General features: G+C 59.3%; 14 protein-coding genes. 9 read left to right on the top strand and 5 right to left on the bottom strand.

Features of this window, described 5'->3' with window-relative positions:
• Positions 1-23: 23 nt before the first annotated feature.
• The gene (locus ACSVHP_RS10660; protein ID WP_447551885.1) at positions 24-596 is read right to left on the bottom strand and encodes a DedA family protein; all 573 of its coding nucleotides are present in this window, start codon (positions 594-596) and stop codon (positions 24-26) included.
• Positions 597-753: 157 nt separating this feature from the next.
• Here ACSVHP_RS10660 and ACSVHP_RS10655 point away from each other — a divergent pair, with 157 nt between their 5' ends.
• Positions 754-1,341: a Yip1 family protein gene (locus ACSVHP_RS10655; RefSeq protein ID WP_234671897.1), complete on the top strand. Its 588-nt coding sequence runs from the start codon at positions 754-756 to the stop codon at positions 1,339-1,341.
• A gap of 165 nt (positions 1,342-1,506) precedes the next feature.
• Positions 1,507-2,430 (top strand): D-alanyl-D-alanine endopeptidase, encoded by a 924-nt coding sequence (gene pbpG, locus ACSVHP_RS10650; RefSeq protein WP_234671909.1) that lies wholly within the window; start codon positions 1,507-1,509, stop codon positions 2,428-2,430.
• A 165-nt stretch (positions 2,431-2,595) separates the two neighbouring features.
• On the opposite strand, the gene ACSVHP_RS10645 is transcribed toward pbpG, so the two are convergent.
• Positions 2,596-3,150 carry a GNAT family N-acetyltransferase gene (locus ACSVHP_RS10645; RefSeq protein WP_234671918.1) on the bottom strand — a complete coding sequence of 185 codons (555 nt, stop codon included), beginning with the start codon at positions 3,148-3,150 and terminating at the stop codon, positions 2,596-2,598.
• Between the two features lie 111 nt (positions 3,151-3,261).
• Positions 3,262-5,010 (bottom strand): D-lactate dehydrogenase, encoded by a 1,749-nt coding sequence (gene dld, locus ACSVHP_RS10640; RefSeq protein ID WP_234671920.1) that lies wholly within the window; start codon positions 5,008-5,010, stop codon positions 3,262-3,264.
• A gap of 190 nt (positions 5,011-5,200) precedes the next feature.
• Here dld and bglX point away from each other — a divergent pair, with 190 nt between their 5' ends.
• From bglX to ACSVHP_RS10615, 5 genes are all read left to right on the top strand, one after another.
• A complete protein-coding gene (gene bglX / locus ACSVHP_RS10635) occupies positions 5,201-7,498 on the top strand; it encodes a beta-glucosidase BglX (RefSeq protein WP_447551884.1) in 2,298 nt (765 codons plus the stop codon).
• Between the two features lie 142 nt (positions 7,499-7,640).
• Complete coding sequence (gene osmF / locus ACSVHP_RS10630) at positions 7,641-8,558, top strand: glycine betaine ABC transporter substrate-binding protein OsmF (protein ID WP_447551883.1); 918 nt, start codon at positions 7,641-7,643, stop codon at positions 8,556-8,558.
• Positions 8,559-8,569: 11 nt separating this feature from the next.
• Positions 8,570-9,724: an ABC transporter permease gene (locus ACSVHP_RS10625; protein ID WP_447551882.1), complete on the top strand. Its 1,155-nt coding sequence runs from the start codon at positions 8,570-8,572 to the stop codon at positions 9,722-9,724.
• A complete protein-coding gene (locus ACSVHP_RS10620; RefSeq protein ID WP_447551881.1) occupies positions 9,721-10,671 on the top strand; it encodes an ABC transporter ATP-binding protein in 951 nt (316 codons plus the stop codon). Before ACSVHP_RS10625 ends, ACSVHP_RS10620 begins: the two co-directional genes overlap by 4 nt.
• Entirely contained in the window at positions 10,655-11,392 is a 738-nt protein-coding gene (locus tag ACSVHP_RS10615; protein WP_447551880.1) for an ABC transporter permease, read from the top strand. The genes ACSVHP_RS10620 and ACSVHP_RS10615 overlap by 17 nt, the downstream gene beginning before the upstream one ends.
• Here the strand turns inward: ACSVHP_RS10615 and ACSVHP_RS10610 are convergent.
• Together ACSVHP_RS10610 and mlrA are read right to left on the bottom strand one after the other, a co-directional pair.
• Positions 11,367-11,480 (bottom strand): protein YohO, encoded by a 114-nt coding sequence (locus ACSVHP_RS10610; RefSeq protein ID WP_010433613.1) that lies wholly within the window; start codon positions 11,478-11,480, stop codon positions 11,367-11,369. The two genes, ACSVHP_RS10615 and ACSVHP_RS10610, sit on opposite strands and share 26 nt — an antisense overlap.
• 69 nt (positions 11,481-11,549) lie before the next feature.
• On the bottom strand, positions 11,550-12,290 hold the full coding sequence (gene mlrA / locus ACSVHP_RS10605) for an HTH-type transcriptional regulator MlrA (protein ID WP_447551879.1): 741 nt from the start codon (positions 12,288-12,290) through the stop codon (positions 11,550-11,552).
• A gap of 220 nt (positions 12,291-12,510) precedes the next feature.
• Here mlrA and ACSVHP_RS10600 point away from each other — a divergent pair, with 220 nt between their 5' ends.
• Positions 12,511-14,196, top strand: a complete 1,686-nt coding sequence (locus ACSVHP_RS10600) for a sensor histidine kinase (RefSeq protein WP_234671943.1) — start codon at positions 12,511-12,513, stop codon at positions 14,194-14,196.
• Positions 14,190-14,909: a two-component system response regulator BtsR gene (gene btsR / locus ACSVHP_RS10595; RefSeq protein WP_447551878.1), complete on the top strand. Its 720-nt coding sequence runs from the start codon at positions 14,190-14,192 to the stop codon at positions 14,907-14,909. Before ACSVHP_RS10600 ends, btsR begins: the two co-directional genes overlap by 7 nt.
• Positions 14,910-14,916: the final 7 nt, after the last annotated feature.

Genomic DNA, 14,916 nt, shown 5'->3' with positions numbered 1-14,916 from the left:
GGGGTGAGGGCACCAGGCCGCACTCACTCCTCATCGCGTTTCTTGTCCCTATGCCGCATCCACAACCGCACCCCAATCACGCCTACCACGACCAGAATCAGCCACGCCCAGTGCTTAATATGCTGATCCAGGTTATGCAGCCAAGGCCCAATCACCTCGCCGCCCACGTAGCCTAACGTGGTAAAAATCAGCGCCCAGGCGATCGCGCCCGCAATATTCAGCGGCAGAAAAATTTTCGGCGGCAGGCGGCTCGCGCCAATCAGGATCGGCCCGATAATGCGAAAGCCGTACATAAAGCGCGTGCCAATCACGAACAGATAGGGATGGCGCTGGATAAGCCGCTGGGCGCGCTTAATTTTTTTCTGATGCTTTGCAAAGCGCTTAAGCAGCGTCGGCCCAAACCGCAGCCCCAGAAAGTACAGAAGCTGGTCGCCAATCATGCCGCCCAGCGCGACGGCGGCCACCACCAGCGGGAAACGCAGTAACCCCTGGTGCGCCGCGACACCACCCAGTAGGGTGATGGTTTCTCCTTCCGCCACGCTGCCAATGACCAGCGCCGCGTACCCGTACTGCTCAATCAGACCGTTGATATCCATAAACTAACCGTAGTCTCCCTGCGTTTGCCTACGTTAATCATATACCCCATGAATCAACAGCGCGGCAATCAACGGAAATTTCCCACTGTACATAAAATAATCTAAAGCCTGCATTATACTTAAGGTATCGCTGACGGGCCGACAACAAGGGGGCGTTATGAACCATGTCTGGGGACTTTTCTCCCATCCCGATCGTGAAATGCAGGTCATCCGGAACGAGAACGAAACGGTCGCGCATCATTACACTCACCACGTGCTGCTGATGGCGGCGGTGCCCGTAATCTGCGCATTTATCGGCACCACGCAAATTGGCTGGAACTTCGGTGATGGCACCGTCGTAAAACTCTCCTGGTTTACCGGGCTGTACCTCGCCGTTCTCTTCTACGGCATTATGCTGGCCGGGGTGGCGGTGATGGGGCGCGTCATTCACTGGATGGCGCGCAACTACCCGAATCGTCCGTCGCTGAATCACTGTATGGTCTTTGCCGGATACGTCGCGACCCCGCTGTTCTTAAGCGGTATTGTTGCGCTCTATCCACTGGTCTGGCTGTGCGCGCTGATCGGTACCGTGGCGCTCTTTTATACGGGCTATCTGCTGTATGTGGGGGTGCCAACCTTCCTGAATATCAATAAAGAAGAGGGCCTGAGCTTCTCCAGCTCAACGCTCGCCATCGGCGTGCTGGTGCTGGAGGCGCTACTGGCGCTGACGGTTATTCTGTGGGGTTATGGATATCGCCTCTTTTAAGCTCACTGCATTGCTGGCGTAAATGCCAGCAGTGCAGCATCTGTTCACTATTCTCTACTGGCGACAACGCATTGAGGCGGCTATGATGCCGAAGCCAGCCTGGGTTTATCTTAACGCAGGCGGTGTACGTCATTACGTGCGTGAATAATTACCAGAAGCCTCACCATGCTGAAATTCCGAGTTTCTTTACTTAGCCTTGCGCTGATCCTGGGGGCGAACGTTGCCGCGCCGGCGATCGCAAAAACGCCTGCTGTGACCACCGCCGCCGCACAACCGGAAATCGCCTCCGGCAGCGCCATGATTGTTGATCTGAATACCAACAAGGTGATCTATTCCAGCCACCCGGATCTGGTGCGCCCGATAGCCTCAATTACCAAATTAATGACCGCGATGGTGGTGCTTGATGCGCGACTGCCGCTGGATGAAAAGCTGAAGGTGGATATCAGCCATACGCCGGAGATGAAAGGCATTTACTCGCGCGTGCGTCTGAACAGTGAGATCAGCCGCAAGGACATGCTGCTGCTGGCGCTGATGTCTTCCGAGAACCGCGCGGCGGCGAGCCTGGCCCACCACTATCCGGGCGGTTATGACGCGTTTATTCGTGCCATGAATGCCAAGGCCAAATCCCTGGGCATGACCAACACGCACTACGTTGAGCCAACCGGGCTGTCGATTCACAATGTATCCACCGCGCGCGATCTGTCGAAGATGCTGATTGCCACCAAACAGTACCCGCTGATTGGCCAGCTCAGCACCACCCGTGAAGAGATGGCAACCTTCGCCAACCCGCCTTATACCTTACCGTTCCGCAATACCAATCATCTGGTGTACCGCGAGAACTGGAACATTCAGCTGACCAAAACCGGGTTTACCAATGCGGCGGGCCACTGTCTGGTGATGCGCACCGTGTTCAACGGCAAGCCGGTGGCGCTGGTGGTGATGGACGCCTTTGGCAAATATACCCACTTTGCCGACGCGAGCCGTCTGCGGACCTGGATCGAAACCGGGAAGGTACAGCCCGTTCCGGCTGCGGCGCTGAGCTATAAGAAGCAGAAAGCCCAGCAGATGGCGACGGCGCAGAACGACTGAGCCGCCTGTTTGTGCCGGGTGGCGGCGTTGCCTTACCCGGTCTACAAATAACTTACCGTCTTTTGGTTTTCTCCCTCTCCCCGTGGGAGAGGGAACTGTTCCGACTGCTTTTCTCCCTCTCCCCGTGGGAGAGGGCCGGGGTGAGGGCACCAGACCGCACAGAACCTACTCCGGCAGCGTCCAGTCCCCGTCGTTCAGCGGACGCTGCATAATCACCGTATCCCGCCAGTCGCCTTTCTTGTAACCCACGCTGCGCAGCTGCCCGACAATCTCAAAACCGTGCTTTTTATGCAGGCGCAGCGAACCGGCGTTGTTATTCCCGTCCCCGACAATGGCGATAATCTGACGCCACTGGCCCTCTTCGCAGCGCGCAATCAGCGCGTCCATCAGCGCCGTACCAAAACCGCGTCCGGTGGTGCTGGCGTCCACGTAGATAGACTCTTCAAGGGTGTAACGATAGGCAGGGCGCGGACGATAAGGCGTTGCGTAGCAATACCCCACGACAATCCCACGGTACAGGGCAACCAGCCACGGCAGACCGCTCTCAGCGACGTTTTTCATCCGCTGGCGCATCTCATCGACCGTTGGGGGAACCTCCTCGAACGACGCGCGTCCGTGAAGCACATGCCAGGCATAAATGGCCGCAATGGCGTGAACGTCGTCGGGCAGGGCATCGCGCACCTCAACTTCGGTTTCGGATAACGTATCGATAGCCGACATGATGTGCTTGCTCCTCGTCGAAAAAGCCGGAGAAACGTTTCTCCGGCGACAGGCAGTTACTCTAGTACGTTTGAGGAGCGCTTAACAATCTCTTAAATATGGCTGTAGTATTCATTCAGGGACTTGCGTATTGCGAGGCTCGGTTTCATCACTCTCTTTCCAGTATTTATGCCGCGTTGTCTTGCCAATACCGGGATTCATACTGTTTGTAGGGTCATTCTCGCGATAAAAACGCTTAAGCGTATCCGGGGCTTTATACAGATGGCCGACGTTATGCTCCGCAGGATATTGCGCGCCGCGTTCGTGCAGCAGGGCAAGCATCTGCTCTTTCAGCGCGTGGGCATCCACCCCTTTTTTCACGATGTAGTCCTGATGGAACACGTAGCACATGAAATGACCGTAATAGAGCTTATGCACCAGCTTGCTGTCGATTTCCGGCGGCAGATGCTCAAACCACTCGGTATCGTTACGGCGCAGGGCGATATCCAGCGCCAGAATATCCTCCACCTCGTCGGAATGTACCGCCTGATAGCGGATCGCCGCCCCCGCCGCCGCAAAGCGGTGCAGGAAGGCTTTGCTTCCTTCCTCCGGCGTGCAGGCAAAGAAATCGCCCTCGGCGGTTTTGAAAAATTCGCTCAGCCAGGTCTGCGCCTCGTCGATACCGTCCCCGGCCATTTTCAGCAGCAGATGGTGCTCGTATTTATCGCGCCAGGTTTTCATACGTTCCGGTAAATGCGCCGGGAAGACGTTGCCGAGCTTCTGCATAAAGCGGTCGGTGAAGTGCGGCTTGAACAGCGGCACTTTATCCAGCATCGCGTCGGTGCGCCCCTTCATGGTGAAGAAAAACGGCATCTTGTCGGTGCCGAGCTTGTCGATCATCAGGAAGGTGTCTTTGCCGTAGCGCTCGGCGATATCGTAAATATCCCGGTGCATATACTCGCCCGCCACCGGCAGGTGGGTGAACTCGCCGAGAATATGGCGGCGGATTTCGGTCAGCACCTCGGGCTGATTGGTGCCGATGTAAAACACCTGCTGCTTTTTCTCCGCCGGGAAGGTATCCAGACGCACCGCGAAGACCGCCAGCTTGCCCGCACAGCCGGAGGACTCAAACAGCCTGTCCGGATCGGCGTTATAGCGCGCCGGGGTATCGGCGTCGATATCGCGCACGCGGGTCACGTAGTCGTGGTCGTGCGCGTGGCGGCCGTCGTGCTGAACGTCGGTGTCCCGCACGCGGTCGTCGTCAAGCTTGCTGAGGATCTGCTCCGGCGTCACGCCTAAGTCGATCCCCAGATGGTTGACCAGCGTCAGCTTGCCGGTCTCGTCAATGCGGGCAAACAGCGACATCTCGGTATAGGCCGGACCGCGCTGCACCAGCGAGCCGCCGGAGTTATTGCAGATCCCGCCAATCACCGATGCGCCAATGCACGAGGAGCCAATCACCGAATGCGGCTCACGGCCCAGCGGCTTAAGAGCTTTTTCCAGCGAATAGAGGGTGGTGCCGGGGAAGGCGAGAACCTGCTCGCCTTTATCCAGCAGGTGCAGCTTGTCGAGGCGCAGGGTGCTGATAATCACGATGTCACGATCGTAATCGTTGCCGTTCGGCGTCGAGCCTTCGGTCAGGCCGGTATTGGCGGCCTGCATTAAAATAATCTTGTCGGCGGCGACGCAGGCGCTCAGTACGCGCCACAGCTCAAGCAGCGTGCCGGGGAAGACTACCGCCAGCGCGTCGCCCTGGCCGGAACGAAAGCCTTTGCGGTAGCGGGCGGTTTTAGCCGGGTCGGTAAGCAGGTGAGAGGAGCCAACCAGGCGCGACAGTTCGTGAATAAAAGTATTGTTATCGTCAGTTCGAACAGAAGACATCTTCCACTCCTTGTGGTGGGGCAAATTTCTCGCTGTAAAGCATAGCGCGATTAGCGGCTAAGGGTGCTGGTATTCATGAGAAAAATCAGAGAATAACCCTGCAACACGCAGAGGGTTTGTGGCACACTGCGCTTTTCACAGGGTCTGGCCGAGAACGTCCGGCGGTTATTGATGAGAGAGTAAATACGACATGAAATGGCTATGTTCTGTAGGTGTCGCCGTCAGCCTGGCGCTGCAACCTGCGCTGGCAGAGGAACTGTCTGGCAATCATCCCCTCACGCCTGAAGCGCGGGATGCGTTTGTCTCCGAACTGCTCAAAAAAATGACGGTCGACGAGAAAATCGGTCAGCTCCGTCTTATCAGCGTGGGGCCGGATAACCCGAAAGAGGCTATCCGCGAGATGATCAAAGAGAGCCAGGTGGGGGCGATTTTTAACACCGTCACCCGCCAGGATATCCGCGCGATGCAGGATCAGGTGATGGAACTCAGCCGCCTGAAAATCCCGCTGTTCTTCGCCTTCGACGTGGTTCACGGCCAGCGCACCGTCTTCCCGATTAGCCTCGGCTTAGCCTCCTCCTTTAACCTCGACGCGGTGAAAACCGTGGGGCGCGTGTCGGCCTATGAAGCGGCAGACGACGGCCTGAACATGACCTGGGCGCCGATGGTCGACGTTTCCCGCGATCCGCGCTGGGGCCGCGCTTCGGAAGGCTTTGGTGAAGACACCTACCTGACCGCGACAATGGGTAAAACCATGGTCGAAGCGATGCAGGGTAAAAGCCCGGCGGATCGCTACTCGGTGATGACCAGCGTCAAACACTTTGCGGCCTACGGCGCGGTCGAGGGCGGTAAAGAGTACAACACCGTCGACATGAGCCCGCAGCGCCTGTTTAACGACTATATGCCGCCGTACAAAGCGGGGCTGGACGCGGGCAGCGGCGCGGTGATGGTCGCGCTGAACTCCCTCAACGGCACGCCAGCGACGTCCGATTCGTGGCTGCTGAAAGACGTGCTGCGCGACCAGTGGGGCTTTAAGGGCATCACCGTGTCCGACCACGGTGCGATCAAGGAGCTTATCAAGCACGGCACCGCCTCCGATCCGGAAGATGCGGTGCGCGTGGCGCTCAAGTCCGGCATCAACATGAGCATGAGCGACGAGTACTACAGCAAATACCTGCCGGATCTGGTCAAGAACGGCAAGGTGACGATGGCGGAGCTGGACGACGCCACCCGTCACGTGCTGAACGTGAAATACGACATGGGGCTGTTTAACGATCCGTACAGCCATCTGGGGCCGAAAGAGTCCGACCCGGCGGACACCAACGCCGAAAGCCGCCTGCATCGCAAAGAGGCCCGCGAGGTGGCGCGTGAAAGCCTGGTGCTGCTGAAAAACCGCCTCGACACGCTGCCGCTGAAAAAATCCGGCACCATCGCCGTGGTGGGCCCGCTGGCCGACAGCAAGCGCGACGTGATGGGCAGCTGGTCTGCCGCGGGCGTGGTCGATCAGTCCGTGACCGTTCTGACCGGCATCAGGAGCGCGGTGGGTGACAGCGCGAAAGTGGTGTACGCCAAAGGGGCGAACGTCACGGACGATAAAGATATCGTCACCTTCCTCAATCAGTACGAAGAGGCGGTGAAGGTCGACTCCCGCTCGCCGAAGGAGATGATTGACGAAGCCGTTAACGCCGCGAAGCAGTCCGACGTGGTCGTCGCGGTGGTAGGTGAAGCGCAGGGCATGGCGCACGAAGCGTCCAGCCGCACCGACATTACCCTTCCGCAGAGCCAGCGCGATCTGATCGCTGCCCTGAAAGCCACCGGCAAGCCGCTGGTGCTGGTGCTGATGAACGGCCGTCCGCTGGCGCTGGTGAAAGAAGATCAGCAGGCTGACGCGATGCTGGAAACCTGGTTTGCAGGTACAGAGGGCGGTAACGCGATTGCCGACGTGCTGTTTGGCGATTACAACCCGTCCGGCAAGCTGCCGATGTCCTTCCCGCGCTCCGTCGGGCAGATCCCGGTTTACTACAGCCACCTGAACACCGGTCGCCCGTATAACGCCGATAAGCCGAACAAGTACACCTCACGCTACTTCGATGAAGCCAACGGCCCGCTGTATCCGTTTGGCTACGGTCTGAGCTACACCACCTTTATGGTGTCTGACGTGAAAATGTCCGCGCCGATCCTGAAGCGTGACGGCAAGGTGACCGCCAGCGTCGAGGTGACCAACACCGGCAAGCGCGAAGGGGCCACGGTGATGCAGATGTACGTGCAGGACGTGACCGCCTCCATGAGCCGTCCGGTGAAACAGCTGCGCGGCTTCGAGAAAATCACCCTGAAGCCGGGCGAAACCAAAACCGTCAGCTTCCCGATCGACGTCGACGCGCTGAAGTTCTGGAACCAGCAGATGAAATACGATGCGGAGCCGGGCAAATTCAACGTGTTTATCGGCGTGGACTCTGCCCGCGTCAATAAAGGCGAGTTCGAACTGCTGTAATCCTTCCCCCTGCATCCCCCGACCTCCGGGGGATGCTTCTTAACTTATGCTAAAAAGGCATTTTGACGGTTAACTTCCCCGTTTTAAGCTACGCTTTTCTCTCAAGCCTCTGAAATAGGCAGCAAAAATTGGGGATAGCGGAATGACGATTACAAAGGGGATGTTGGGATCTGCGGCCCTGCTGGCGGCGCTGAGTTTGCCGTTACAGGCGGCGGAACCGGTGAAGGTGGGCTCGAAGATTGATACCGAAGGCGCACTGCTCGGGAATATTATTTTGCAGGTGCTGGAAAGCCACGGGGTCAAAACGGTCAATAAAGTGCAGCTTGGCACCACGCCTGTGGTGCGTGGGGCAATTACCTCCGGCGAGCTGGATATCTACCCGGAATATACCGGCAACGGGGCGTTCTTCTTCAAAGATGAAAACGATCCGGCCTGGAAAAACGCCAAAACCGGCTACGAAAAAGTGAAAAAGCTGGATGCAGAACAGAACAAGCTGGTCTGGCTAACCCCGGCTCCGGCCAATAACACCTGGACCATTGCGGTTCGCAAAGATGTTGCCGAAAAGGGCAAGCTGACTTCTCTTGAGGATCTGAGCCGCTATCTGAAAGAGAAGGGCGAGTTCAAGCTGGCGGCCTCCGCCGAGTTTATCGAACGTGCTGACGCGCTGCCCGCTTTCGAAAAAGCGTATGGCTTCAAGCTCGACCAGAGCCAGCTGCTGTCGCTGGCCGGGGGCGATACGGCGGTGACGATTAAAGCCGCCGCGCAGCAGACCTCCGGCGTGAACGCGGCGATGGCCTACGGCACCGATGGCCCGGTGGCGGCGCTGGGTCTGCAAACCCTGACCGATCCGAAAGGCGTCCAGCCAATTTACGCCCCAACCCCGGTTGTGCGTGAAGCGACGCTGAAGGCCTATCCGGAGCTGGAAACATGGCTCAAGCCGGTGTTCGAAAAACTGGATGAGAAAACGCTGCAACAGCTTAACGCCAGTATTGCGGTTGAGGGGCTGGATGCCAAAAAAGTGGCAGCCGACTTCCTGAAACAACAAGGGCTTGTGAAGTAACAGGACAGGATGTGCCGATAAAATGTCATAACCGCGTGCTGCTGCTGTTGGCGATCGTCGCCATTGCAGCCGCCGCGCTGCCGTTTGTAAGCGTTGCGCCCAACCGCCTTGTCTCCGGGGAAGGGCGCGCCCTCTGGCAGCTCTGGTCGTTTACCCCCGTTCTGCTGCTCGCGGTGCTCTGCGCGCTGGTGGCCCTGGCTTTTACGCCGGGACGCGCCGCGCGCTGGCTCACGCTTATCCTCAGCGAAGGGCTGTTTATTGGGCTTTTCTGGAGCGCGGGGCTGGCGGCAACGGCGATGATCTCCGCCGAAAGCCCGCTGGCGCGCACCTCCATCGGCAGCGGCCTGTGGCTGTGGCTCGCCCTGTGCCTGCTGGCCAGCAGCGATGCCATTCGCCGCCTGACGCCGCATCCCGTATGGCGCTGGGTGCTGAACGCGCAAATCTGGATTGTGCCGCTAATTCTGCTGTTCAGCGGCGAGCTGAACGCGCTGTCGCTGCTAAAAGAGTACGCCAACCGTCAGGAGATCTTTGACGACGCGCTGGCGCAACACCTGACCATTTTGTTCGGCACGCTGGCACCGGCGCTGCTGATTGGCGTGCCGCTCGGAGTCTGGTGCTATCGCCATCCCGCGCGTCAGGGCGGTATTTTTGCGCTGCTGAACGTTATCCAGACCATTCCATCCGTAGCGCTGTTTGGCCTGCTCATCGCGCCGCTGGCCGGGCTGGTGAAATCCTTCCCGCTGCTCTCCACGCTTGGCATCGCAGGAACCGGGTTAACACCCGCGCTGATCGCTCTGGTGCTGTACGCGCTGCTGCCGCTGGTGCGCGGCGTGGTGGCGGGGCTGAGTCAGGTATCAGCCGACGTGCTGGAAAGCGCGAAGGCGATGGGCATGAGCACCCGCCAGTGCTTCTGGAAGGTGCAGCTGCCGATTGCGCTGCCGTTATTACTGCGCAGCCTGCGGGTGGTGGCGGTACAAACGGTCGGGATGGCGGTGATCGCGGCGCTGATTGGCGCAGGCGGATTTGGTGCGCTGGTGTTCCAGGGATTGCTCAGCAGCGCGCTGGATCTGGTGCTGCTTGGCGTGGTTCCCGCCATTGCCCTGGCGGTGGTGATTGATGCGCTGTTTGCCCTGTGGCTCGCGCTGCTCGGGGGAGAGGGACGATGATTGAATTTCATGATGTAAGCAAAAATTTTGCCGGTCACGCGGCGGTCAGCCACCTCAATCTCAATTTTGAGGAGGGGGCGTTTTCCGTGCTGATTGGCACCTCCGGGTCGGGAAAATCCACCACCCTGAAGATGATCAACCGGCTGGTGGAGCACGACAGCGGCCAGATCCGCTTTGCGGGCGAGGAGATCCGCTCGCTGCCGGTGCTGGAGCTGCGCCGCCGCATGGGCTACGCCATCCAGTCCATCGGCCTCTTTCCGCACTGGACGGTGGCGCAGAATATCGCCACGGTGCCGCAGCTGGAAAAATGGACGCGGCAGAAAACCGACGCCCGCGTGGACGAGCTGATGGCGCTGCTGGGGTTAGATCCGAGCCTGCGCGAGCGCTATCCTCACCAGCTTTCCGGCGGTCAGCAGCAGCGCGTCGGGGTAGCGCGCGCGCTGGCGGCCAATCCGCAGGTATTGCTGATGGACGAGCCGTTCGGCGCGCTGGATCCGGTAACGCGCAGCGCGTTACAGGCGGAGATGACGCGTATCCATAAAATACTCGGGCGCACGATAATCCTCGTAACCCACGATATTGACGAGGCGCTGAGGCTCGCGGATCGCCTGGTGCTGATGGACAACGGTGAAGTTATCCAGCAGGGCACACCGCTGGAAATTCTCACCCGTCCGGCGAATGACTTTGTGCGCGAATTTTTCGGGCGCAGCGAGCTGGGCGTTCGGCTGCTCTCCCTGCGTACCGTCGGGGATTACATGCGCCGCGAGGGCGTGCAGGCGCCGGGTGAACCCTTGCTCCATCACATGAGCCTGCGCGATGCGCTGTCGGCGTTTGTGGCGCACCAGTGCGACGCGCTGCCCGTTACGGATGCGCAGGGCGCGCCGTGCGGGACGCTCTATTTCCGTGATTTGCTGGCCGGGGAGGTGACGCGTGAAGTGGGTGCGTGATCCGCTGCTCTGGCTGGTGGGATTGTTTGTCCTGCTGCTGTTTCTGATGCCCTACAGCGCCGGGGTGTTTAACGCGCTCTTTCCGGGGCTGCCGCGTCCGGTTTATCAGCAGGAGAGCTTTATTAATCTGACCCTGGCACACTTCTGGCTGGTGGCGGTGTCCAGCGTCTTCGCCATTGCTATCGGCGTGGGGGCCGGGATTGCGGTGACGCGTCCGGCTGGCCGGGAGTTTCGCCCGCTGGTGGAAACCATCGCCGCAATTGGCCAGACGTTTCCGCCCGTCGCGGTGCTGGCTATCGCGGTGCCGGTCATTGGGTTTGGTCAGCAGCCTGCCATTATTGCGCTGATTTTATACGGCGTGCTGCCGATTTTACAGGGCACGCTGGCGGGGCTGACGGCCGTACCGGCCTCGGTCACGAGCGTGGCGCAGGGGATGGGGATGAGCGCCTGGCAGCGGCTTCGTCACGTCGAGCTGCCGCTGGCCGCGCCGGTGATTATCGCGGGGATCCGCACGTCGGTGATTATCAACATCGGGACCGCGACCATTGCCTCGACCGTCGGGGCGAATACGCTGGGGACGCCGATCATTATCGGCTTAAGCGGGTTTAATACGGCCTACATTGTTCAGGGGGCGATTCTGGTTGCGCTTGCCGCAATCCTGGTCGATCGCGGGTTTGAGCGCCTGGCGCTGTACCTCAGCCGACACCGCCGCGAACAATAAATGAGTAGCCTGCCAGCATCACGCCGCCGATGCCGCTCACGGCCATCAGGACAAAAAGGGTAATTACGGCCAGTTTGGTTGCCTTCATCATGTGCTCCTGTTGTTAACGGAACAATTATACGGTGAAGCGCAGCTGTTAATGAACCATTAAATGCCGTTACGACCCATTCGGGCCAAGGGGATACACCGGGTAACCGTGCTCGCGCCACTCCGTCAGCAGCTGCTGCTGTGAGGCGGACGGCACCTCACCGCACCAGACCAGCAGCGTCTGACCGTCGAAAAACTCAGGCCGCAGCTGCGCCAGCGAGTGCGCCAGCACGTCCACGCGCCAGCCTTTCTGGGTGGCGATCCACGCTTCCAGCCACAGGCGAGTGGTGTCGTGAACGTTCCAGCCGACCACCAGCGCGTCCTTGCCGTTTTTGTTGCGCGCCGAGGCAAGGCAGACGGAAATGTAGTTGATCAGCACCCCGTCGAGCATGCTCAGCAGCGCCTGGAGCGTGGACTGCTGGCACTGAAGACGGCGGCGAAGAGGGATAAACAGATGGGTAATAAGGGTTTGCGCCGGGTGGTCGCGCCCTTGCTCTTTGATCCAGGCGCGCAGGCGTTGCAGGTTACCCGCCTGGAGCAATCGCAGCAGGGTCTCCTGCTGTTCGCGCCAGATGTGCCGGGTGTCGGAATCGTCCTCGCTCAGCAGCGATTTGACTTTTCCCACCTGAACGCCGTTGTCGATCCAGCTTTTGATCTCGCGGATACGGTCGATATCCGCCTCGTTAAACAGGCGATGTCCGCCGTCTGTCCTCTGCGGTTTGAGCAATCCGTATCGTCGCTGCCACGCCCGTAGGGTTACGGGATTGATATCACAAAGGAGTGCCACTTCACCGATTGTGTAAAGCGCCATATTCTTCGCCCCCTGGCTCACGCATCCCCAGCTTAACTGTAGACCCAGTTTGCCGAACCAGGAAATATTGGCGACTTTTTGCACAAATTAGTCAAAGGGTGGCCTAAATTCGGCAAAAGATGTGATACCGGGCACGAATTACACCTTTTTTGGTGTGCTTCAAAGAAAGTTTAATCGCATCAGTGTATGTTACGCGTTTTTGAAAATGTGCGGTTTGTGTATGTACGAGTTTAACCTGGTGTTACTGCTTCTCCAGCAGATGTGCGTGTTCCTGGTCATCGCCTGGTTGATGAGTAAAACGCGCCTGTTCATTCCGCTGATGCAGGTCACCGTTCGTCTGCCGCACAAGCTGCTTTGCTACGTTACCTTCTCCATTTTCTGCATTCTGGGTACTTACCTGGGGCTTCACATCGAAGATTCCATCGCCAACACCCGCGCTATTGGCGCCGTGATGGGTGGCCTGCTCGGCGGCCCGCTGGTGGGCGGGCTGGTGGGGTTAACCGGCGGTCTGCACCGTTACTCGATGGGCGGCATGACGGCCCTGAGCTGCATGATCTCGACCATCGTCGAAGGGCTGCTGGGCGGCCTGGTCCATAGCTACATGATCAAGCGCGGTCGCCCGGATAAAGTCTTTAGCCCGCTCACCGCCGGGGCGATCACCTTTGTGGCGGAGCTGGTGCAGATGATGATCATCCTGCTGATCGCCCGCCCGTTCCAGGACGCGCTGCATCTGGTGGGCAGCATTGCCGCGCCGATGATGGTGACCAACACCGTGGGGGCGGCGCTTTTTATGCGCATTCTGCTCGACAAACGCGCCATGTTTGAGAAATACACCTCGGCCTTTTCCGCCACCGCGCTGAAGGTGGCGGCCTCGACCGAGGGGATCCTGCGCCAGGGGTTTAACGAAGAGAACAGCATGAAGGTGGCGCAGGTGCTGTATCAGGAGCTGGATATCGGCGCGGTTGCCATTACCGATCGCGAGAAGCTGCTGGCCTTTACCGGCACCGGGGACGACCACCATCTGCCGGGCCGACCGATTTCGTCCACCTACACGCTACGCGCCATTGAAACCGGTGAGGTAGTCTATGCCGACGGTAACGAAGTGCCGTACCGCTGCTCGCTGCATCCCCAGTGCAAGCTTGGCTCCACGCTGGTGATCCCCCTGCGCGGTGAAAATCAGCATGTGATGGGCACCATTAAGCTCTACGAAGCGAAAAACCGCCTGTTCAGCTCCATCAACCGCACGCTGGGGGAGGGGATTGCGCAGCTTTTGTCGGCGCAGATCCTGGCCGGGCAGTATGAACGGCAAAAAGCGCTGCTGACCCAGTCGGAGATCAAGCTGCTGCACGCCCAGGTCAATCCGCACTTCCTGTTTAACGCGCTGAATACGCTGAAAGCGGTGATCCGCCGCGACAGCGACCAGGCGGCGCAGCTGGTGCAGTTTTTGTCGACCTTCTTTCGTAAGAACCTCAAGCGGCCGTCCGAGATTGTGACGCTGGCCGATGAAGTGGAGCACGTGAACGCCTATCTGCAAATCGAGCAGGCGCGGTTTCAGTCGCGCTTGCAGGTGTCGCTCTCGGTTCCGGACGAGCTGGCGTATCAGCATCTTCCGGCCTTTACCCTACAACCGATTGTGGAAAACGCCATTAAGCACGGCACCTCGCAGCTGCTCGGCACCGGGGAGATCACCATTTCCGCCAGCCGTTTTAACCATCATCTGGTGCTGGATATTGAAGACAACGCCGGGCTGTATCAGCCGAGCGCCTCGGGCGGGCTGGGCATGAGCCTGGTGGACAAGCGGCTTCGCGCCCACTTTGGAGATGACTGCGGCATCACCGTGGCCTGCGAGCCGGACCGATTTACCCGCATTACTTTACGACTACCGCTGGAGGAGAACGCATGTTGAGAGTGCTGATTGTGGATGACGAGCCGTTAGCACGGGAAAACCTGCGCATTCTGTTGCAGGAGCAAAGCGATATCGAGGTGGTGGGCGAGTGCGCGAACGCCATCGAGGCGATTGGCGCGGTGCACAAGCTGCGCCCCGACGTGCTGTTCCTCGACATCCAGATGCCGCGCATCAGCGGTCTGGAAATGGTGGGGATGCTCGACCCCGAACATCGCCCCTATATCGTGTTTCTGACCGCCTTCGACGAATACGCCGTGAAGGCCTTTGAGGAGCACGCCTTTGACTATCTCCTCAAGCCGATTGAAGAGAAGCGTCTGGAGAAGACCCTCAACCGCCTGCGTCAGGAGCGCACGGTTCAGGACGTGACCCTGCTAGCGGAAAACCAGCAGCCGCTGAAGTTCATTCCCTGCACCGGGCACAGCCGGATCTATCTGCTGCAAATGGACGACGTGGCGTTTGTCAGCAGCCGCCTGAGCGGCGTATTCGTCACCAGCGCCGAGGGCAACGAAGGCTTTACCGAACTGACGCTGCGCACCCTGGAAAGCCGCACGCCGCTGATCCGCTGCCACCGCCAGTATCTGGTGAACATGGCGCATCTGAAAGAGATCCGCCTGGAAGATAACGGCCAGGCCGAGCTGGTGCTGCGCGCCGGGCAAACCGTGCCGGTCAGCCGCCGCTATCTTAAGAGTTTGAAAGAGGCGATTGGCCTGTAAAACTGGT

The organism is Enterobacter sp. 186315, assembly GCF_053290175.1.
Note: the sequence above shows the minus strand (reverse complement) of the source record. Positions and strands in the feature narration are given on the sequence as shown.